The sequence below is a fragment of the Geobacter psychrophilus genome (assembly GCF_056821595.1).
The window spans coordinates 26444-45741 of record NZ_JBXDTU010000004.1 but is presented as its reverse complement, the minus strand read 5'-3'; the positions used below and the strand labels follow the sequence as shown (position 1 = coordinate 45741).

17 protein-coding genes are annotated in these 19298 nt (G+C 53.1%); 16 read left to right on the top strand and 1 reads right to left on the bottom strand.

Going from position 1 to position 19298, the window contains the following annotated elements:
- Position 1 precedes the first annotated feature (1 nt).
- The 11 genes from ACOCF6_RS02325 (at position 2) to ACOCF6_RS02275 (ending at position 13269) form a co-directional block, all read left to right on the top strand.
- Positions 2-2605 carry a cohesin domain-containing protein gene (locus ACOCF6_RS02325; RefSeq protein WP_482458776.1) on the top strand — a complete coding sequence of 868 codons (2604 nt, stop codon included), beginning with the start codon at positions 2-4 and terminating at the stop codon, positions 2603-2605.
- Between the two features lie 75 nt (positions 2606-2680).
- Positions 2681-3364 (top strand): hypothetical protein, encoded by a 684-nt coding sequence (locus ACOCF6_RS02320; protein WP_482458775.1) that lies wholly within the window; start codon positions 2681-2683, stop codon positions 3362-3364.
- A gap of 14 nt (positions 3365-3378) precedes the next feature.
- The gene (locus ACOCF6_RS02315; RefSeq protein ID WP_482458774.1) at positions 3379-3891 is read left to right on the top strand and encodes a type II secretion system protein; all 513 of its coding nucleotides are present in this window, start codon (positions 3379-3381) and stop codon (positions 3889-3891) included.
- 16 nt (positions 3892-3907) lie between these two features.
- The gene (locus tag ACOCF6_RS02310; protein ID WP_482458773.1) at positions 3908-4369 is read left to right on the top strand and encodes a type IV pilin protein; all 462 of its coding nucleotides are present in this window, start codon (positions 3908-3910) and stop codon (positions 4367-4369) included.
- Positions 4370-4373: 4 nt separating this feature from the next.
- Complete coding sequence (gene ftsE / locus ACOCF6_RS02305) at positions 4374-5066, top strand: cell division ATP-binding protein FtsE (RefSeq protein WP_482458772.1); 693 nt, start codon at positions 4374-4376, stop codon at positions 5064-5066.
- The gene (ftsX, locus tag ACOCF6_RS02300) at positions 5044-5988 is read left to right on the top strand and encodes a permease-like cell division protein FtsX (protein ID WP_482463246.1); all 945 of its coding nucleotides are present in this window, start codon (positions 5044-5046) and stop codon (positions 5986-5988) included. The genes ftsE and ftsX overlap by 23 nt, the downstream gene beginning before the upstream one ends.
- A gap of 6 nt (positions 5989-5994) precedes the next feature.
- Positions 5995-7173: a murein hydrolase activator EnvC family protein gene (locus ACOCF6_RS02295; RefSeq protein ID WP_482458771.1), complete on the top strand. Its 1179-nt coding sequence runs from the start codon at positions 5995-5997 to the stop codon at positions 7171-7173.
- Between the two features lie 52 nt (positions 7174-7225).
- Positions 7226-8605: a S41 family peptidase gene (locus ACOCF6_RS02290; protein ID WP_482458770.1), complete on the top strand. Its 1380-nt coding sequence runs from the start codon at positions 7226-7228 to the stop codon at positions 8603-8605.
- Between the two features lie 5 nt (positions 8606-8610).
- Positions 8611-9570, top strand: a complete 960-nt coding sequence (locus ACOCF6_RS02285; protein ID WP_482458769.1) for a divergent polysaccharide deacetylase family protein — start codon at positions 8611-8613, stop codon at positions 9568-9570.
- A 593-nt stretch (positions 9571-10163) separates the two neighbouring features.
- The gene (locus ACOCF6_RS02280; protein ID WP_482458768.1) at positions 10164-12008 is read left to right on the top strand and encodes an Ig-like domain-containing protein; all 1845 of its coding nucleotides are present in this window, start codon (positions 10164-10166) and stop codon (positions 12006-12008) included.
- A 265-nt stretch (positions 12009-12273) separates the two neighbouring features.
- Positions 12274-13269: a hypothetical protein gene (locus ACOCF6_RS02275; RefSeq protein WP_482458767.1), complete on the top strand. Its 996-nt coding sequence runs from the start codon at positions 12274-12276 to the stop codon at positions 13267-13269.
- A 160-nt stretch (positions 13270-13429) separates the two neighbouring features.
- On the opposite strand, the gene ACOCF6_RS02270 is transcribed toward ACOCF6_RS02275, so the two are convergent.
- A complete protein-coding gene (locus ACOCF6_RS02270) occupies positions 13430-14944 on the bottom strand; it encodes a ParA family protein (RefSeq protein WP_482458766.1) in 1515 nt (504 codons plus the stop codon).
- Between the two features lie 98 nt (positions 14945-15042).
- On the opposite strand from ACOCF6_RS02270, the gene aroC reads away from it, so the two are divergent.
- From aroC to ACOCF6_RS02245, 5 genes are read left to right on the top strand one after another with little or no spacing between them, the layout of a single operon-like run.
- A complete protein-coding gene (aroC, locus tag ACOCF6_RS02265) occupies positions 15043-16230 on the top strand; it encodes a chorismate synthase (RefSeq protein WP_482458765.1) in 1188 nt (395 codons plus the stop codon).
- Complete coding sequence (locus tag ACOCF6_RS02260; RefSeq protein WP_482458764.1) at positions 16223-16741, top strand: shikimate kinase; 519 nt, start codon at positions 16223-16225, stop codon at positions 16739-16741. Before aroC ends, ACOCF6_RS02260 begins: the two co-directional genes overlap by 8 nt.
- Positions 16738-17823, top strand: coding sequence for a 3-dehydroquinate synthase (gene aroB, locus ACOCF6_RS02255; RefSeq protein ID WP_482458763.1), 1086 nt, complete (start codon positions 16738-16740; stop codon positions 17821-17823). Before ACOCF6_RS02260 ends, aroB begins: the two co-directional genes overlap by 4 nt.
- Entirely contained in the window at positions 17820-18944 is a 1125-nt protein-coding gene (locus tag ACOCF6_RS02250) for a tetratricopeptide repeat protein (RefSeq protein ID WP_482458762.1), read from the top strand. The genes aroB and ACOCF6_RS02250 overlap by 4 nt, the downstream gene beginning before the upstream one ends.
- Positions 18935-19297, top strand: coding sequence for a roadblock/LC7 domain-containing protein (locus tag ACOCF6_RS02245; protein ID WP_482458761.1), 363 nt, complete (start codon positions 18935-18937; stop codon positions 19295-19297). The genes ACOCF6_RS02250 and ACOCF6_RS02245 overlap by 10 nt, the downstream gene beginning before the upstream one ends.
- The last annotated feature ends 1 nt before the right edge of the window (position 19298 follow it).

Genomic DNA, 19298 nt, shown 5'->3' with positions numbered 1-19298 from the left:
TATGAACCCAGTCCCAGAGGAGACGCTACGAATGCGCTACCTGAAACACTTTATAATATTCAGCCTGCTTGTATCCATTTTCGTACTATCCGGTTGTTCCTCCGGACGTCGTGCCTTCAGCAAGGGTGAACAATTTGAGGTTGAAGGCAACTACGAAGACGCCATGTACAGCTATGCCGAGGCCTTCCGTAAAGAGCCTGAAGCCGGCGCATACCGGGCGAGTTTTTTCAAGGCCCGCGCCAAGGCGTCCGAAAAGCGCTATAAGATGGGTATGGAACAGTTCGAGCGGGGTGACTATGTTGGCGCACTGGCAGAACTCCAGACCGCGTACACCCTGGATCCCACCCAGGATAAATACAAGCAGCAGATGGATGTTACCAGCCGCCTGAAGGATGCCCAGTTTGCATATACGGAAGGGCTTGAGTTTGAAAAGGCCAACAAGCTGAAGGACGCCAACCGTACCTACCTGGTTGCAGTCGAGCTGAATCCCGAGAACAAGGAGTACAAGGCCGCCTTGACCCGGGTCAACCTCCAGCGCAAAAGCAAGCTTGAAGGATTTGAGTTGTCGCTCAAATCATCCAAGCCGATTACCCTCAAGTTCAAGGATGCCAAGATCAAGGACGTATTTACCATCATCACCCAGTTGACCGGCATCAACTTCATCTTTGACGAAGGGATCAAGGATCAGCCGATCTCCATTTACCTGGAAAACGCGACTTTTCAGCAGACCATGGATCTGTTGACGAACATGAATAAACTGCACATGAAAATTCTCAACGAAAGTACGGTGCTGATCTATCCCAAGACGCCGGAAAAGTCCAAGCAGTATGAAGATCTGACCCTGCGCACCTTCCATCTCAGTTACATGGATGCAAAAAAGGCGGTCAACCTGATCCGCACCATGCTGCAGGTCAAGAAGATCCATGTCAACGAGGAGTCAAACTCCCTCGTTGTGCGTGATTCCAATGATGTCATCGAAGTTGTCGAGAAGATCCTGGAGGCCAACGACGTCCCCGACCCCGAGGTCGTGCTGGAAGTCGAGGTCATGGAAATCACCGACAAGAACGCATCGAATCTCGGTTTGTTGTTGAGCAGCTACAATGTTCAGGTGGGAGCGTTCAATAAGGATACGCCCCTGTCAAGTTCTCTCAGCACCGTAACAACTACTCCTGCAGCGGGTGTAGGCGGCTCCGTCACAACAACTGCAGGAATTAGTAATCTGGTCAAGGCCTTTTCCATGGGTGGTTACAGCGGTTTTGTAACCGTTCCCAATGCCCAGTACAACTTCGGCAAGACCCTTACCAAGGGTGAGGTGCTCTCCAATCCCAAGATCAGGGTCAAGAACAAGGAAAAGGCCAAATTCAACGTGGGCCAAAGGGTGCCGATCACCACCACGACACTGAACGGCACACTGTCCCAGGTCAACGTGCAGTATGTCGACGTCGGCGTCAAGCTGAACGCCGAGCCGAATATCCAGCTCAATAACGAGATCATCATCAAGCTCAGCCTGGAGGTCAGTTCGATCCTGTCCAAAGAGATTGTCGGCGGATCGTCCAGCCCGACCTCGGTCGTCACGATCGGGACCCGTAACCTGGATACGGTACTGAGCCTCAAGGACGGGGAAACCAGCATCATCGGCGGACTCATCCAGAATACCCAGAACAACACCAAGCAGAAGATCTACCTGCTGAGCGATATACCGCTGATCGGCCCGCTCCTGACCAATCACGATACAACCAAGGACAAAACCGAACTGATCCTGGCCATCACCCCCCGCCTGGTGCGGAGCGTGACCGTTCCGCAGAACAGCCTGATGTCGTTCTCATCCGGCAAAGAGGATGATCCTTCTCTGGCCCGCCCGATGGCATCCTTTGATCAGGAACCGGTCTATGAAGCGGTACCCAAGCCAGCAGCCGGTAAGCCGGCGCCCGCAAAACCGGCACCAATGGCAGCTGCGCCAACTCCGGTGAAGCCGGCAGATGTGAAGCCTGACGGGGCAGCGGCAGCCAAACCTGTCGTTGACTCCACTGCGACTCCGCTAAAGCCGGGAGGGGCGGTTACGACTGCACCTTCCGCCAGCGTTTCAGCGGTTGCGCCGAGTGAGGCACCCGCCTCGGCGGCCGTCACTCCGCCGCCAGTCGAGGTGCTTCCGGCACCTGCAAAACCGGCAGCAGCGGCAGCGCCCGTGCCAGCCAAGCGTGGCCTGGTCCAGATTGCCGCCCCGGCCGGGATTGCCGTTGGTCAGCAGTTTTATGTTGATATCAAGACCGCTGATGTCCAGGACCTGGCGGGGGCACCATTTGTACTGACCTATGACCCGGCCCTGGTTGAATTTGTCCTGGCAACCGAGGGCGGTTTCCTGAAAAAAGGGGGTAAACCGACGATTTATTCCTTTTCATCCACAACCCCGGGTGCGCTGTCAGTCAAACTGGAGCGCAGCCCGAACAGTGGTGGGGTATCAGGTAACGGGACGCTGGTTTCAGTGCTGTTTCGAGCCAAGACCAAGGGTACGGCCAGTTTCGGATTCAGCAGCGTCAACTTCACCTCCTCTGCCGGCAAGCCGCTCGAAATGTTACCGTTCAGCACGGCTGTCGATGTGCGCTAGTCCGGCACTATGGAAGACTTAGTTGTATCAGCACGGTTGAAGTCAAACATCTTGAACCAAAATGGTTTTACCTTTTTGACAACCATTTTCATCGTGATGATCATGGGCGTAATGCTGGGCATGACCGGCCAATCCTGGAAAACGATTATGAAGCGCGAGCGCGAAAAGGAATTGCTCTTTCGCGGCAGCCAGATCAAGGAAGCGATTGAAAACTGGTACAATCCGGCGTATTCGACGGGCGGCAAAAAATGGGCGGGGCTGCCCCATCAACTTGTGAATCTGGAAGATCTGCTGGATAATCCTCATCTCAGGGGGGGCTCGGAATCGTTTCGCTATCTGCCGCAAACCTATGCCACGGAATTGGATGAAAAGAACCCGAAATGTGCTCCCAATTGCCCAAAAATAAAGCTGCTGCAGGATCCCATGACCGGCAAGCAATGGGACATAATCAAATGTGATGTAAACACATCAACAAATGAAATCTGTATGAAATTCCCTGGCGGAAATTCGGCCATCATCGGTGTGGCCAGCAAAAGTGGAGAAGAGCCGTTGAGAACCGAGCAGTCGTTCAAAGGTACGGCACTGGAAAACATGGGAACGAACGGTATCAAACCCCCGGTGGTAGATGGATTTAAACCGCTCGAACCGCTGGCGGATGTGGGCAAGATGACCAAATACAGTGAGTGGAAGTTTATTGCCGAATCTCCACAGAAAAATGACCACTCTAAAATTTATCGGGCGTATCACGAAGGTTGGTAGATGAAGAGCTTTGGATGGATGGCAGTGAAGGGCTTATGTTGAAACGGCTGAAATCACGCTGCGGGGTTTCCCTGCTGGAGCTGGTCGTGACGATCACGATTCTCGGTATCCTGGCTGCCGGCGTGATGCCGCTGGTCCGTAATACCGCCATCAGATCCAAGGAGATCGAACTTCGCAGAAACCTGCGCATCATCCGGATTGCCATCGATGACTACAAGAAGACCTATGACAAGATGCCGGAAGGGCCCTTAAAGACGACCAACACGTCCGGTTACCCGAAAGACCTTGCGGAACTGGTTGAGGGTAAAGACTTTGGTGACGCAAAAACCGGCAAGATCAAGTTCCTGCGGAGAAAAGTTCTCAACCCGCTGGACCCGAAGAGTGCCGAAGACGAGAATTGGGGCTGGAACCTGCGCTCCTACAAGGATAAACCGGATTCGACGTCATGGGGCAAGGAAGATGTCTTTGATGTCTATGCACCACAGGCTGGAACCGCGCTTGACGGGACTAAGTATAATGAATGGTAATCATGTGAAATATTCGATGGAACAAAACACCCCGCCAGCCTCTACTGCTGCGAGATGCAATCCGGGCTGTCGCGGCTTTACCCTGATCGAGCTTTTGATCGTAATCTCGATTATCGGTATTCTGGCCGCTATTGCCGTACCCAATTACCAGTGGAGTGTCATCAAGGCCAAAGAAGCGGTGTTGAAGGAAACTCTCTATAATTTCAGAAACACGCTCGACCAGTTCTATGCCGATCAGGGCAAATATCCGGATTCACTGGATGAACTGAAGTCAAAACAGTATATGCGCGACATCCCCAAGGATCCGTTTACCAACAGCAATAGCACCTGGGAGGTGCTTGAACCGCCGCCGTTGCCGAGTTCGGGTAGTGGTGGCGCTTCATCACCAACGCCGGATAACCCCGGCAAGGTCTATGATGTCAAGAGTGGATCGGACAAGATCAGCCCTACAACCAATACACCCTACAGAGAATGGTAGCAGCATGATCCAGCTTCATAATGTATCCCTGGCCTATCAGAAGGACGCCACCGCCCTGTCTGACATCACTTTGCGGATTGAAAAGGGTGAGTTCGTGTTTTTGACCGGACCATCAGGTGCCGGCAAAACAACGCTGCTGCGGCTGCTCTACGGAGCGTTAACACCAACCCGCGGACAGGTTCTGATTGACGGCAAGAATGTGTCACATATGACCGCATCCCAGATCCCCTATCTTCGGCGCTCGGTCGGTGTTGTGTTTCAGGATTTCAAACTGCTGCCTTCGCGGACGGTGTTCGAAAACGTTGCCATCACCCTGGAGGTGTTGGGCTGGGGACGCGCCGATATCGGCAAGAAAGTCATGCATATCCTCAAACAGATGGGGATGGAATCCAAAATCAGCCTCACGCCGCAGCGTCTCTCCGGCGGCGAACAGCAGCGAGTGGCGCTGGCCCGGGCGCTGGTAAATGATCCCAAGATTCTGCTGGCCGATGAGCCGACCGGTAATCTTGATGAAGCCAATAAAAACCAGATCCTGAATATCTTTAAAGAGGCCAATGTCCGGGGCACGACAGTGGTGGTGGCTACCCATGACCGCCGACTGATTGATTACGCTCATAAGCGTCTGGTGGCCCTCAATAACGGAGTGATCGTTGAACAAGTGGAAAAAGAAGAACATACCGGAGAGCAAGCCCGCTAGACGGCCGACTCTGGCAGGCGAGGGGTTCAAAGGTCGTACAGGCTATTTTTTCTCGCGCGCCATGGCCAACGTCCGTCAGAACGTCTTTGTCAATGTGGTGACGATCGGTACCATATCACTGGCGCTCCTGATCGTTTCGCTGTTCCTGCTGGTGTTTGTCAACCTGGAAAGCGCCGCGGAAAACTGGAGTGAACGGGTTCAGGTGACGGTCTATTTCGATAATGAATTGACAACGCAGGAACAGGCCGCGCTCCGGGGCAGGATAACCGCCATTCCCGGGACTGCCAAGGTCAGCTACGTTTCACGCGATGAAGCCCTCAAACGCTTCAAGGGGCGGCTGCGCGGCCAGGAAACCCTGCTGGAGGGTGTGCGTCCCGAGGTGCTGCCGACGTCATTCGAAATAGCGCTGAAACGGAGCAGTCGCGATACCCAGGATGTTGAACGGTATGTTTCCGTTCTCAAGCGGATTCCCGGCATCAGCGAGGTGCAGTATGGCGAGGAATGGGTCCGCCGGTTCAACACGTTTCTCAATTTCATGCGCATGCTGGGCGCCCTGCTCGGTGCTTTCCTGGTTGTGGCCGTACTGTTTATCGTGTCCAACACAATCAAGCTGACCATCTATGCCCGCCGCGATGAACTGGAGGTCATGTCGCTGGTCGGCGCTACCCGCTTTTTCATAAAGGCACCGTTTCTGATTGAGGGGATCATGCAGGGTGGGGCCGGTGCTTTGATTGCCATTGGGCTCCTGCTGGGACTCTATGAAGGATTTTTGCATAACGCCGGCAGTTTTCTGACGTTTAATCCGACCACCTCCGGGCTGGCCTTTCTGCCGCTGGAGTATGTCGGCGGCATCCTGCTGGCCGGCATTCTTCTCGGTTTTATCGGCAGCTTTTCTTCACTGAAGCGCTTTATCTCAATCTGAGTGATGATGCATCTGCTCTGCATACTGCTGCTCCTGGTTTCTGCCGGTGCCGCCTGGAGTGAAAATCCCCGGGACGAGCTGAAAGGGGTCAAGCAGGAGATCAAGGCCAAGAAACAGCTGATCTCCAAGACCCGCAAGGTCGAGGCGGTTGTTTCCACCGAGTTGCGCGAGATCAACAGGAGTCTGGAGGAAAAGGAGTCCGATCTTGGCCGACTCGACCGCGACCTGAAGGGGGTCGAATTCAGCCTGGGGCGGACCGGACGGGAAATTGTCAGGGTCAGCGATGAAGCCAACCGCAAAAAGGTGGAGATAGAGCGGCGACTGTCGTCACTGTACAAAGCCGGCGAACTGGGCGCTCTGCGGATGTTCTTCTCGGCCGAGTCATTTCCCCAGATGGCCGAAAATATCCGCTACATGCGCTCGATTCTGGATAATGACAAGAAAATATTTACAGAGTACAACCTGAAGATAGAAGAACTGCGCAAGCTGAAGACCGACCTTGAACGCGACGCTGTCAAAAAGGAGCGCATCAAGGACGGCATTGCCGCCAAGAAACAGGAAATTGAGCAGGAAAAGAATAAAAAGGCGGCCTATCTGGTGAAAGTCCGCCAAGACCGCGGCAGTTATGAAAAATCACTCAAGGAGCTGCAGGCCAATGCTGCCCGCCTGCAGACCATGATGAGCCGGCTCGATGCCCTCAGTCGCCGCAAGCTGTCGTCACGCCATGAAAAGCCGGGCAGCAAATTGAAGCCGCTGGCGGAACTTCCTCCTGTTCCGGATCGAGGCTTTGCCTCCCAGAAAGGGCGTATGAGCCTGCCGGTGCGGGGCGAAGTCATCGAGACCTACGGCAAGCATAAACATCCCGAGTTTAATTCATATACCTTCAGCAAGGGGTTGTCGATTGCCTCGGGGGCCGGCAGTGAGATCAAGTCCATCTACGAGGGAAGTGTGATCTTTGCCGATTATTTCAAAGGGTACGGCAACATGATCATCATTGATCATGGCGGCGGTTATTTCAGTCTGTATGCCCATGCGGCCAGGATCATGAAAAAGGTGGGGGCTGAGGTCGCCCGCCACGAAACCGTGGCAACGGTGGGTGATACCGATTCCAGCAAGGGGCCGCTGCTGTATTTTGAAATCAGGCATCAGGGCAAGCCGGTGGATCCGGCCGGATGGGTGCGGTAAACGATCGTTTAGGCACAATCACATAAAACACCAACAGTATCGGAGGCACCAGATGTCAACACCAGGCAGCAGCAAAAAAAAGGTAGTCATGGGGTTTGCGATTGTTGTCGCGGCCCTCGTTATTTTCATAGGCATCAGCTCCCAGCGGCGCTGCATTGCCGAGGGAAAGGGGAGTGACTACGAGTCGATCGAGCTTTTTACGGATGTAATGGCGATTGTCAAGAAAAGCTATGTGGAAGAGGTGGATACCAAGAAGCTGATCTACGGGGCCATCAACGGTATGCTGGCATCACTTGATCCCCACAGCTCCTTCATGCCCCCTGATACCTACAAGGAGATGAAGATTGATACCAAGGGGGCCTTCGGCGGACTGGGGATCGAGATCAGCATCAAGGATGGCATCCTGACGGTCATTTCGCCGATCGAAGATACGCCCGCCTTCAAGGCCGGCATCAAGTCCGGAGACCAGATCCTCAAAATTGATGAAAAGTTCACCAAGGATCTGAATATTAACGATGCGGTCAAACGGATGCGTGGGCAGAAAGGCACCAAGGTCACTCTGACAATCATGCGGGATGGTTTCGATAAGCCGCAGGAGTTTTCCCTGATGCGCGACATTATCCAGGTGAAGAGTGTTCGCTCAAAGCTGATGGGTGACGGCTATGCCTATATCCGCATCGCACAGTTCCAGGAGAAAACCGATGAGGATCTGGCCAAATATCTCAAAAGTCTGAAGGAAGAGAATAAAGGCGAACTCAAGGGACTGATCCTTGATATGCGTAATGATCCTGGCGGGTTGCTGGACCAGGCGGTCAGGGTCGCCGAGCACTTTGTCGAAGAAGGCAAGATGGTTGTGTACACCGAAGGGCGCGAGAAAGATTCCAAGATGCAGTTTACCGCCCGAAAGGGAAATAAGGAGCCGAACTACCCGATCGTGGTGCTGATCAACGGCGGAAGCGCCAGTGCCTCCGAGATCGTGGCAGGTGCCCTGCAGGATCACAAGCGGGCGATTGTCATGGGTACCCAGAGTTTCGGCAAGGGCTCTGTCCAGACCATTATTCCACTGTCCGATGAATCGGGCCTGCGTCTGACGACAGCCCGTTATTTCACCCCCAAGGGGCGCTCGATCCAGGCCAAGGGGATCACACCCGATATCGTTGTGGAGCGGCTGGAACTGCCCAAGGAATCTGCTGAAAAGAAAAACATGATGCACCTGAGGGAAAAGGACCTGGAGAACCACTTCGAGGGTGAGGATAAGGGTGCACCCAAGGATGCAAAAAAAGATGAGAAGAAAGATGAGAAGAAGGATGATGCCAAGGATAAGGCTGTATCCTTGAAGCCGGAAGATGCACTGAAAAACGATTACCAGGTCATGCGCGCCCTTGACCTGCTCAAGGGCTGGGACATTCTCAAAAAAATGGGCGAGAAGTAAGTTAATTGGCTCGTAAATCAAGCAATAATAAGCCGGGCGGCAGTCGTTATGCCGCCCTGGCTATTTTGGCGGTAATCTGTCTGGTCGTGGGTGGCTATCTCATCTTTACACCCAAAAGTGCAGTTGTACCCCCGGCAATCCCCGTTGCTCCCAAGACGGCACCGCCGCTAAAGATTCCGCAACCGCAGGCCCCACCGACAAAAATCCTTGCCCCTGAAATGCAGCAAAAACCTGAAACTGCAGCCCCGGTTGGAGCTATTTCGTCAGCGAAGAAGCAACCGCAAGCAACGCAGGTCACCGGATCAGGGCAGCTGGCCATTATCATAGATGATATGGGCACGACGGTGAAGGAAGCCCGCTCCCTGGCCAGCATCGGTGTCCCGCTGACCTTTTCCATCATCCCCGGTCTCAGCCATTACCAGGAGGTGGCAGCATTTGCCGCTTCCAGTGGTATCGAAACCATGATCCATATCCCCATGCAGTCCAAGGAGTGGCCGGGACGACGCCTGGAGTCCAATGGTCTGCTTGTGTCCATGACTGACAGTGATATCGCCGAACGAATGGAAGGTTTTGTGCGTAACCTGCCCAAGGCGGCAGGGGCCAACAATCACACCGGTTCAGAGTTTACGGAGCATGAGGACAAGATGCGGGCGGTGCTGGAGACCTTGAAGGGCAGGGGCTTGTATTTTGTGGACAGCGTGACGTCACCCAAAACCGTTGGGGTGCGCCTGGCAAAGGAGCTTGGCCTGAAATCCGGGCGGAGGCAGGTCTTTCTGGATAATGAACAGGACGGGACCTACATACTGGGGCAGCTCAACCAGGCGGTGCGGCTGGCTAAACGAACCGGTTCGGCCATAGCCATCTGCCATCCCCATCCGGTTACGATCCGGACGCTGGAAGCTGCACTGCCCGGTCTGGCAAAGCAGGGCATTACGTTTGTGCCGGTATCACAACTGGTGAAGTAGAAAACTCTATATAATATTGCACTGCTCCCGCCGCTCCCTTCCACAGTACTTCCCCTGATCAGTCTTTCTGGACAAATATTAAACCTGCTTCCGCCGCATCAGTATGACATGTTTGTAACATCACACAAATTCAATCTCTTCTCGTTCTTGCCAAGACAGATATTCCTCGGTTTCCATAAATCTGTAAATAAAATAAATGTATTTAAATACAGTGTGTTACGTGGTGTGTAAAAAAACTTTACACTTTTGTTACCTATTGATTTATTTAACAAAAATTGGAGGGTGTAAAGAAACTTTACACAGTTAAAGTGGCGTAACTACCTGAAATTAAACTTGAAAGTCGTAAGTGGATACGGTATCTAAAGTTCGTGACTGAGCTTGCAAGGGGCAGATTGTTTGTGAATGCTAAAGGTAAAATCCTGGGGAGCTGCTTTGTTGTCGCTGAAAGTGTAATTGATAAACAGCTAAGAACGTCCCCGGACGTTACCGAAAACCAGAATCCTATTGCGAGCGATCCTCTTTCCCCTTGGACCGATAGAACTACCCTTAAAACAGATATTTGCGTGCGAACTTTCTTCTAAGTGGAGCATGTTTTGAAACCGTCAGTTTTTGCTGATCGGTATTTTAATAAAAAGGGAGAGATTTGTATGAAGAAAAGGCTACTCGCATTATTGGCAGGATTACCGTTGTGCGCATCAACTGCGCTGGCGGCAACACTCACGGTTCCAAGCAGTTATCCGTCCATTCAGGAGGCGCTCACCGCAGCAGTAGATGGTGATGAAGTTGTTGTCGGGAGAGGGGTATATTTTGAAAACCTCACTTTTCCCGCGAAAGCAATCACACTCAAGAGCACGGCTGGTGCTGCTCAGACGGTCATTGACGGTGGGAAAAAAGGGACGGTCATCAATTTAGTCAACCATAGTTCGATTCATCCTTCTGTCGTAATTGAAGGGTTTACCGTACAAAATGGTCTTGCTGGTGAAACGACAATGGCTGGCGGAACGTCAGGTGGTATCAGTGTATCCGGTAACTGGGGAGTCACGGTCAATAACAGCGTCCTGAGCTATAATACCGGCAATACCTGGGGCGGGGCAATCAAGGCTATGGGCACTTTTTCGGGGTCGGAGATTCCCACTGTAATTGTCAATAACTCCACCATCAGCAACAACACTGCCACAATCGGCGGAGCAGCATATGCTTACCTGAATGCAGCAGTCTGGTTTAACAAGTGCAATATTATTAACAACAGTGCGGCAGAGGGTGGCGCCTTTTATACACATTTCACCGGAGTTGTCAGGGCTTATGATTCGTACGTAACCGGAAATAGCGCCACGAAGGGAGGCGCCGGATACTCAACCGGTAATGGCAGTCTGGGCGGATCGGGTGTCGTACTTCAGAATACGGTGGTAGACCATAACAGTGCGACGGAAATTGGCGGTGCGTTCTATGTCGATGGTCAAACCTCGATTGCCGGATCTTACAATACAATTACCAATAACACTGCACCGGTAGGAGGGAGTCTGTATCTGGCAGACGGCAGAGGCGAAATTGCCTACTCGATCATTTACGGGAACTCCTCGCCGATGTACATAAATTCGACGTATCTCGGTTATAATCCTTTTGCCGGATCCATCGTAGAAGGAGGCGTCCCAGGATTGCCTGACCTGAATGTTGACCCTGCCGGTGTTCTTGACACTGATCCAAAATTTGTAAATTCGGCTGTCAGAAATTACCAGCTTGCCGCAGACTCCCCAGCGATTGATCGAATTGCAGGCTTAACTGTTGTTAATGATTTAACGGGCCTTACCCGTCCGCAGGGAGTTGCTAACGATATCGGTGCGTATGAGCGCCTTGTGCTGGATACTACTGCCCCTGTCTCTTCAGCGACAGTGTCGGGCACGGTCAGAAATGGTTACTACGTTTCCGATGTATTCATCACCATTACTGCTCAGGACAACATTGGCGTAAAAGAAATACACTATAATGTTAGCGGCGTAGAGACTGTGGTTCCCGGATCAACAGCAACCATTTCGTTGACTGCCGATGGCGTCTATGGAATCAGTTATTTTGCCGTTGATAACTCCGGTAACGCCGAAGTCTCACCATATAGCGTCGCCTATCCGATAGACAAGACCGCTCCGGCAGTCACTAGCACTACCCCTGCAAAAGGTGCCACCGGTGTCAGCACAACTTCGAGCGCTGTCCTTACTTATGGCGAAAACATCGTTCAGGGAAGTGCTTATTCCAGCATTACTCTCAAAAAAGGTACTTCAACCGTCAGCAGCACCAAAACAATTTCCGGCAACAAGCTGACGATCAAACCGTCAAGTGTCTTGAGCGCTGCGACGACCTACACCGTAACCGTTCCTGCAGGTGCGGTTACGGATGCTGCAGGGAACCTCAACGCAGCATACAGCTACACTTTCAAAACAAAGTAATTGTTAACGTGTACCGGCCTGCTCCGGCAGGTCGGTACACGATTGCAATCCTGCAAGTTGTCACCCCACTGCTTACCTTCATATCCCGCCAGCGATTCATTGAACAATTCAACGCGCTTCCGAAAGCCGTCCAAGACCACAACTTTAAGGAATCTCTGCTCCCGGCTTGCGTATTCCATTACGGTTGAAACAATGGAATTCGGTTGATGATTTGATTTTATTGGAATATAGGTTAGGCATATCTAGTTTTAAGGGAGGCATGGCCATGTTGATACGACGTCTTGTTATTTTAGCAGCAGTGATATCTCTAGCAGCTGTCCCGATGGAGTCCGGTGCGGCAGCAGATGCTGTCAAACTGAATGGGAATCTTGTACTGAAACCGGACAGTGGTGGCTTAACCACAGGCATAGTCTTCAACGATGGAAACGTCCTTACTGCAGCACCCAAAGATGGTAAAAGCGTGTTAAACGGCAGTGGCCCACCTACAATTATTGGCAATGTAGATGATTTCTATATCGATACGCTCAATCATCTGCTCTACGGTCCATATAACGGCGGCTGGGGTGTCGGAGTGTCGCTTGTGGGCCCTGCCGGTCCTCAGGGTGCCAGCCCCTTTACCCTGAATGGTCTTAACGCCGTGTATACCGCCGGTTCAGTCGGTATCGGCACCAGTACACCTAATGCCGCCGCAGCTCTCGATGTCACCTCCACGATCAAAGGTTTCCTGCCGCCGCGCATGAATACCACACAGCGTACTGCGATCAGTTCTCCACTGGCCGGCCTGATGATCTACAACACTGATACGAACAGGATTAACGTCTACAACGGCTCTGCCTGGAGTGCTGTGCCACTTGTTCAGCAGGATTCGTTGGGCAAAACCTCCGGAACAACATCGTACTTCACGGGTAAATATTATTTTACCGGAATCGCGGCCACCCATACCGGCACGATCTCGTCTGTCGATCTTCGTGTAGCTACTGGCGGCAATTTCCAGTTATTGATCAAGGATGCTAATCGGGCTACCCTGCGGACGAGTACCGTTGTCCTGAATAACAATAATTCAGGTGTTGCCACAATTAGTTTCTCTCCAGTTGCTATCAATGTCGGAGAATACATTGGCTTTTACTATCAAGGCCAAACAAATGGTGAAACTACAAATGGTATTAACACGTATTACGGAGACGCCGATCCTCCTCCATTAGCAAATGTATCAACCAATTTCCAGGTGAGTATTGTAGCTAGGGTGGATTCTATATATTGATACCGATTGGCTGGGACTAATCACAAGTACCGCTTCATTTGCTCTTGCTCTGCAAACTCAAACGCCGCGAAACCCTCATTACTGGGATTCACGGCGTTTTTGTTTGAGATGTATGTCAATCTTACATAAGGTTTGGTAGTGCTCGGACGGTTAATCGCGGTTAAGCAATGGCCGCCCCGATCATAACCTGTGTTTTCTGAATACTGCGGTAACGCTCATCATGCAGCACCGCGTCGGGATTGGCCGGGTCCACCGGATGGACCGCCAGCCAGATGTCGTTGCGCAACTTGCCCTCATAGCCCGCCAGCGACTCATTGAGCAGCAGATACAGACTGCTGTTGATCCCTTCCAAAGCCCCTTCCGAAAATCCTTCCAGGGCCAGATCCTTCTGAAAGATCTGCTCGCCGGCTGTGTTGAATTGACGATAATCCAGCATCGCTTCGTCGAGCCCTGTTTTCGGTTTCAACAGGGATACGGATTTGGCGGCCTTGTCGGCGATCACCATGCGGGCCGCGCCGAAGGCCTGTGAATCGCTGGTCATGCCATACAGCGAGGCACAGAGCATGTCGGTGAAACAGGTGTCATGCAGGAAGCCCCGGGCCGTCCGATCGGACGTCTCGTAGTAGAACCCCCTGCCATCGGGCTGTTCAGCCAGCAGGGCCCCACAGATCAGGCAGCGCTCGGCCAGCCCTTCCAGTCGAGCAAGATAGGACTCCTTCTTCTTGCCCTCCTTTTCGGCCAGCCAGGTGTAATACAGGCAGGCCCGTGATTCGGGGGTGGCATCGAAATTGCGCAGGATGTCGCGGCTGATCTCGCTGAATTGACCATGTACCTCGGTGCCGCGGGCGTGCGTCAGGATCGGGTAGATCTTGCCGTCCGGATTGGTGTTGAGGCTCTCCACCTTCGGACTCTTGGAAATATAGGTGTCCAGGCAGCGATAGCCGCGATTGGCGGCAAAGGCCCGCAGCAGCGTCTTCTGGTCCTTGAAGACCCCTTCGAATTTGATGCGCTCGTCCACTAGGCAGGGCAGCAGCACCAGTGACTTCTTGTCGATGCCGCGTTGTTCGAACAGTGCGAAAATATTGCGGCAGTTGTCCAGGCTGGGCATGTCCTTGACCGGAATTAAGACCCGATCAGCGGCATAGAGGGCATTCTGGGTCAGGATGTTCAGGTCGGGACGGGTGTCGATGATAACAATGCCCGAAATGCCGGATTCCGCCAGCATGCGGGTCAGCGTCATGGGACCCTTGAAGCGTTCATGGATATCACCCAGTTCAGTCGACGAGGGGATATAACCGACACCGTACTGACCGACATGCACAACCTCGGACGCTTTGGCTCCCATCAGCATGTCATGAACGTCCCCGGCCAGCTTTTGACCCTTCAGTTCAAACATTTTGTCGATGGTGAAATGATTGTCGAAGGATAGGATGGTGACCGGCAGCTCTTCGCGCATCGCTTTGAGATAGATTGCCAGGTTGGTTGCCAGGGTGGTTTTGCCGACCCCTCCTTTTTCGGAGGAGATGGTGATGATGTAGGGATATGCGTGCATAAAGTCGGTGTCCGTTGCTGGAAATGAATTGCGGTTATTGGCCGCTGAATAAGCGATAGTAGTCAATTTGCTGCCAACGGTCAACCGCTTTGGTGGTATCAGTTTGCGCCGGTTTCGAGGCATGCTTGTCCGGACACCGGTCTACGATGTCTTTTGCCTTGCCGATTGAGTACTAACAGTGGTAATTTGATCGGGATTTGGATCCTGATGGAGGTATTTTTGTGAGTACACTTCGCTATCTTACTGCCGGTGAATCCCACGGCCCGCAGTTGACCGCAATAATTGAAGGGTTGCCGGCCGGAATTCCGGTGTTTTCCGGGGCAATCGATCGTGATCTGGCCCGCAGACAGCAGGGCTATGGCCGTGGCGGCAGGATGAAGATCGAGACCGATACGGTCGAAATACTGTCTGGGGTGCGCTGGGGTGAGACGCTTGGTTCTCCGGTGACGCTGGTGGTAAAGAACCGTGACTGGGAGAACTGGAACGAAAAGATGTCACCCCTGCCCGGACACCGGGATGATTCCATTGCCGTGACCCGGCCGCGCCCGGGACACGCCGACCTGACCGGTGCCTTGAAATACGACCACGGAGATGTGCGCAACATCCTGGAGCGTTCCAGTGCCCGTGAGACCGCCGTTCGCGTGGCTGTTGGTGCGCTGGCGAAGCAGTTCCTGGGTGAGTTCGGAATCAGGATCGGAGGGTATGTCACGGCGATCGGCGGTATTTCGGTTTCGCCGCCCTGTCTGCCCTTTGACGAACTGTGGCAGATCGCTGCTGAATCCGAGCTGTTCTGCTGCGACCGGGCATTTGAGGATTCCTTGAAGCGGGCCATCGATGCTGCCAAGGCTGCCGGTGATACCCTGGGTGGCGTGATCGAGGTCCAGGTGCTGGGGTGCCCGCCCGGGCTGGGCAGCCATGTTCACTGGGACCGCAAGCTGGATGCCAGGCTCGGCATGGCGCTGATGAGTATCCAGGCCATCAAGGGGGTGGAAGTCGGATTGGGGTTCGGGGTTGCCGATCGTCCCGGTTCCAAGGTTCACGATGAAATTTTCTATGATGTTGCCCAGCTTGAAGCCGGTGCATTGAGTCCCATCTACCGCACGACCAATAACGCCGGCGGCATAGAGGGGGGCATGTCCAATGGGGAGCCGATCGTGCTGCGAGCGGCCATGAAGCCGATTCCGACCCTGTACAAGCCGCTGCGCTCGGTGGACCTGAAAACACATGAACCGTTCGAGGCGGCAGTGGAACGCTCCGATACCTGCGCCGTGCCGGCAGCGCTGGTGGTTGCAGAGGCGGTCGTAGCGATAGAAATTGCCACTGCATTTCTTGACAAGTTTGGCGGTGACTCGCTGACGGAAATCAGACGCAATTTCCAGGGCTATTGCGAGCAGGTATGCAATGCCTGATCGTCCCCTGATCCTGACCGGTTTTATGGGCAGCGGCAAGAGCAGTGTCGGGCGCCTGCTTGCGAAGAGATTATCCTGTCCTTTTATCGATCTGGACAAGGAGATTGTTGACGCTGCCGGTCGCTCAATCAATGACATCTTTTCCCAGGACGGCGAGCAGGCCTTTCGCTCAATGGAGAGCCTCTGTCTGAAACAGGTACTTCAAGCTGGGCACTCTGTCATAGCAACTGGCGGCGGTGTCGTCATATCCGCAGAGAATCGTGGTCTGATGCGCAGCTGCGGCATCGTTGTGAATTTGGAAGTTTCGCTGCAGCAGGTGCTCCAGCGACTTCATGGCGCCACCGATCGCCCGCTGTTTAATGGCAGCGATGCGGCAAACAGTGTGAAATCGCTGATGGATGAACGTAAACAATTTTATGCAGACGCTGATATTAGAATTGACACGGATGGGAAATCCGTGGAAGATGTGGCGGCAGAAATTCTGAGCTGTGTGAAGGGATTACGCGCGTGAGCGTGCTGACCGTTAACCTTGCTGACAACAGCTACGATATCCTGATTGGCTGCGGTCTGCTGTCGTCGCTTGGCAGCCGCTGTGCTGCACTCGGTCTGGCATCGCGTGTGGCGATCATTACCAATCCGACCGTCAATGCGCTGTATGGCGAGGTTGTGCGGCTCTCGCTTGCAGAGTCCGGCTGTGCAGTAACAGTCATCGAGATACCGGATGGCGAGGTCTATAAAAACGCCGAGACCATTGCACACGTTTATGACTCTTTGATTGATGCCGGGCTTGACCGAAAATCATTCATAGTTGCCCTTGGCGGAGGTGTGGTAGGGGATCTGGCAGGATTTGCCGCAGCTACCTATCTGCGCGGAGTTCCGTTTGTTCAGGTTCCGACAACGCTTCTGTCTCAGGTTGACAGCAGTGTCGGCGGCAAAACCGCCATCGACCATCCCCGCGGGAAGAATCTGATTGGTGCATTTTACCAGCCGCGTTTTGTACTGATTGATGTGAATACCCTCGCCACGCTGCCCGAACGGGAATACCGCGCCGGCTTGGCAGAGGTGATAAAATACGGAGTGGCAATCGATCTGCCTTTCTTTGAATATCTCGAACAGCATGCTGATGCAATCAAGACCATGGACCAGGATTGCCTGGAAACCATGATTCATCGCTGTTGCCAGATCAAGGCCCATGTGGTCGAGCTTGACGAGAAAGAATCCGGTCTGCGGGCCGTGCTGAATTACGGTCATACTCTGGGACATGCAATTGAGATGCTGGCCGGGTACAGTGCGCTTGTCCATGGTGAGGCTGTGGCAGTCGGCATGATGCTGGCGGCCCGGATTTCTGCCGGGCTGGGGCATTGTACAGCGGCTGATATCGAAAGAATCGAGTCACTGATTACCCGTTTCGGACTGAGTACACAGCCGCCGACGGTCGAACGCCATGCCATGTTGGCCGCAATCCTGACCGATAAGAAGAGCAAGGACGGCGCCATCAGTTTTATCTGTAATCGTGGCATCGGCAATTTTGCAGTCGAACCATTGTTGCCTGAAGAGATGCTTACCCTAAGTGGGCTGGAGGTGTATTCATGAAAAAGAAAGAAGCTTCGTTCTGGGCGGATATCAAGTCTCTTGATGAGCGCTTGAAGAGGGAGCCTGATTCCTTCTGTTTTGCGCGTCTGTCAGAAATATATCTCAAGGTCGGTCTGGTGGCCGACGCCCTCCACACAGCCCGTACCGGTGTTGCAAAACATCCGGGGTATCTGGCGGGTCTGCGAGCCCTGGCTATGGCCTGCAACGCAAGCGGCCTGCAAGACGAGAGCCGCGGTATCCTGGAACAGGTAACTGCGGCGATGCCTGAGGACGTGGAAGCCCAGAAAACGCTGGCCAGCCTGTACGTCGCAGCCGGTGATGCTTCTTCCGCGATCCGGACCTACCGGACGGTGCTGGATTTCCGGCCGGATGATAAAGGGAGCGCGATTGAACTGGAAGCCCTCCAGCAGGTCGATTCAATGCGTTCGAATGTCTATGAAACATCCGTTCCGGTTGAAACGGCGTCTGTCCCTGTTGAGGCAGAGATTGAAGAAGATGAGATTATTGAGCTGAGCGAAAGTGATGTCCTTGAGGAGCCAGCAGAAGAAACGGATGTGGTTTCGTCGGCTGAGGTGGAAGTCACGCCTGCTCTCCATGATCCGCTCTCTACGCTGACACTTGCCGAACTTTATGAACAGCAGGGCTTCCTGTCAAAGGCGCTTGAAATTTATCGTACCATCCTGGCAGATGATCCGGCCAATTCTCAGCTCCTGGCCAAGATTGCCCAGCTTGAAGGGTATGAACCCGTTTCGGATGAGATTCCGGAAGAAGCAGTTGCTGAGGACTTTGAAGAAGAAGCCGATCTTGCTGATCAGACCGCTTTTGCAGAAGAAACCGACCTTGCTGAGCAGACCGCTTTTGCAGAAGAATCCGATCTTGCTGAGCAGACAGCTTTTGAAGCAGTTCCTGCCACTCTGGAATCCGATCTCTTTGAATCCTTCCCGGAAAAATCCTTTGATGTTTTTGAGTCGGAAGATTCTGTTTCAGAAACAAGTGAAGAGGTGTCGACGCCGTTAGAATCCATGGCCTTTGCCCCGCTTGCCCGTCAATCAGCTGATAATGTTGTGGATACTCTGGACACTTGGCTAGAAAATATCAGGAGGATCAAGGCATGTCGTTAAGAGATACGCTCAGAAATATCGTTGAAAATGTTGAAGGTGCCTTGGCTATAATGATCATGGCGTATGACGGCATCCCTGTCGATGAGATCATCCTGGAGCAGACTGAATTTGATATGCAGCTTTTGTCCGTTGAGTATGCCACGGTACTCAAGGAGATCAGAAGGTCTGTCGAGGTTATCAAGGCTGGGGACATGGAGGAGGTTTCCATAACCACCAATCAGACCTGCGTAGCAATCCGGGTGCTGACGAGTGAGCTCTTCATAGTGCTGATCATGAAACGTGACAGCAATTTCGGCAAGGGACGTTACCTGTTGCGCCTCAGGTCATTCGAATTGGCGGAAGAGTTGGCTTAGA

Bases quoted from the DNA above. Each gene is read 5' to 3' on its own strand.
- ACOCF6_RS02245 (WP_482458761.1), top strand. From the start codon at position 18,935: ATGTCGTTAAGAGATACGCTCAGAAATATCGTTGAAAATGTTGAAGGT.
- ACOCF6_RS02260 (WP_482458764.1), top strand. From the start codon at position 16,223: ATGCCTGATCGTCCCCTGATCCTGACCGGTTTTATGGGCAGCGGCAAG.
- ACOCF6_RS02290 (WP_482458770.1), top strand. From the start codon at position 7,226: ATGTCAACACCAGGCAGCAGCAAAAAAAAGGTAGTCATGGGGTTTGCG.
- ftsE (WP_482458772.1), top strand. From the start codon at position 4,374: ATGATCCAGCTTCATAATGTATCCCTGGCCTATCAGAAGGACGCCACC.
- ACOCF6_RS02315 (WP_482458774.1), top strand. From the start codon at position 3,379: ATGGATGGCAGTGAAGGGCTTATGTTGAAACGGCTGAAATCACGCTGC.
- ACOCF6_RS02275 (WP_482458767.1), top strand. From the start codon at position 12,274: ATGTTGATACGACGTCTTGTTATTTTAGCAGCAGTGATATCTCTAGCA.
- ACOCF6_RS02270 (WP_482458766.1), bottom strand. From the start codon at position 14,944: ATGCCTCGAAACCGGCGCAAACTGATACCACCAAAGCGGTTGACCGTT.
- ACOCF6_RS02325 (WP_482458776.1), top strand. From the start codon at position 2: ATGAACCCAGTCCCAGAGGAGACGCTACGAATGCGCTACCTGAAACAC.
- ACOCF6_RS02310 (WP_482458773.1), top strand. From the start codon at position 3,908: ATGGAACAAAACACCCCGCCAGCCTCTACTGCTGCGAGATGCAATCCG.
- ACOCF6_RS02250 (WP_482458762.1), top strand. From the start codon at position 17,820: ATGAAAAAGAAAGAAGCTTCGTTCTGGGCGGATATCAAGTCTCTTGAT.
- ACOCF6_RS02295 (WP_482458771.1), top strand. From the start codon at position 5,995: ATGCATCTGCTCTGCATACTGCTGCTCCTGGTTTCTGCCGGTGCCGCC.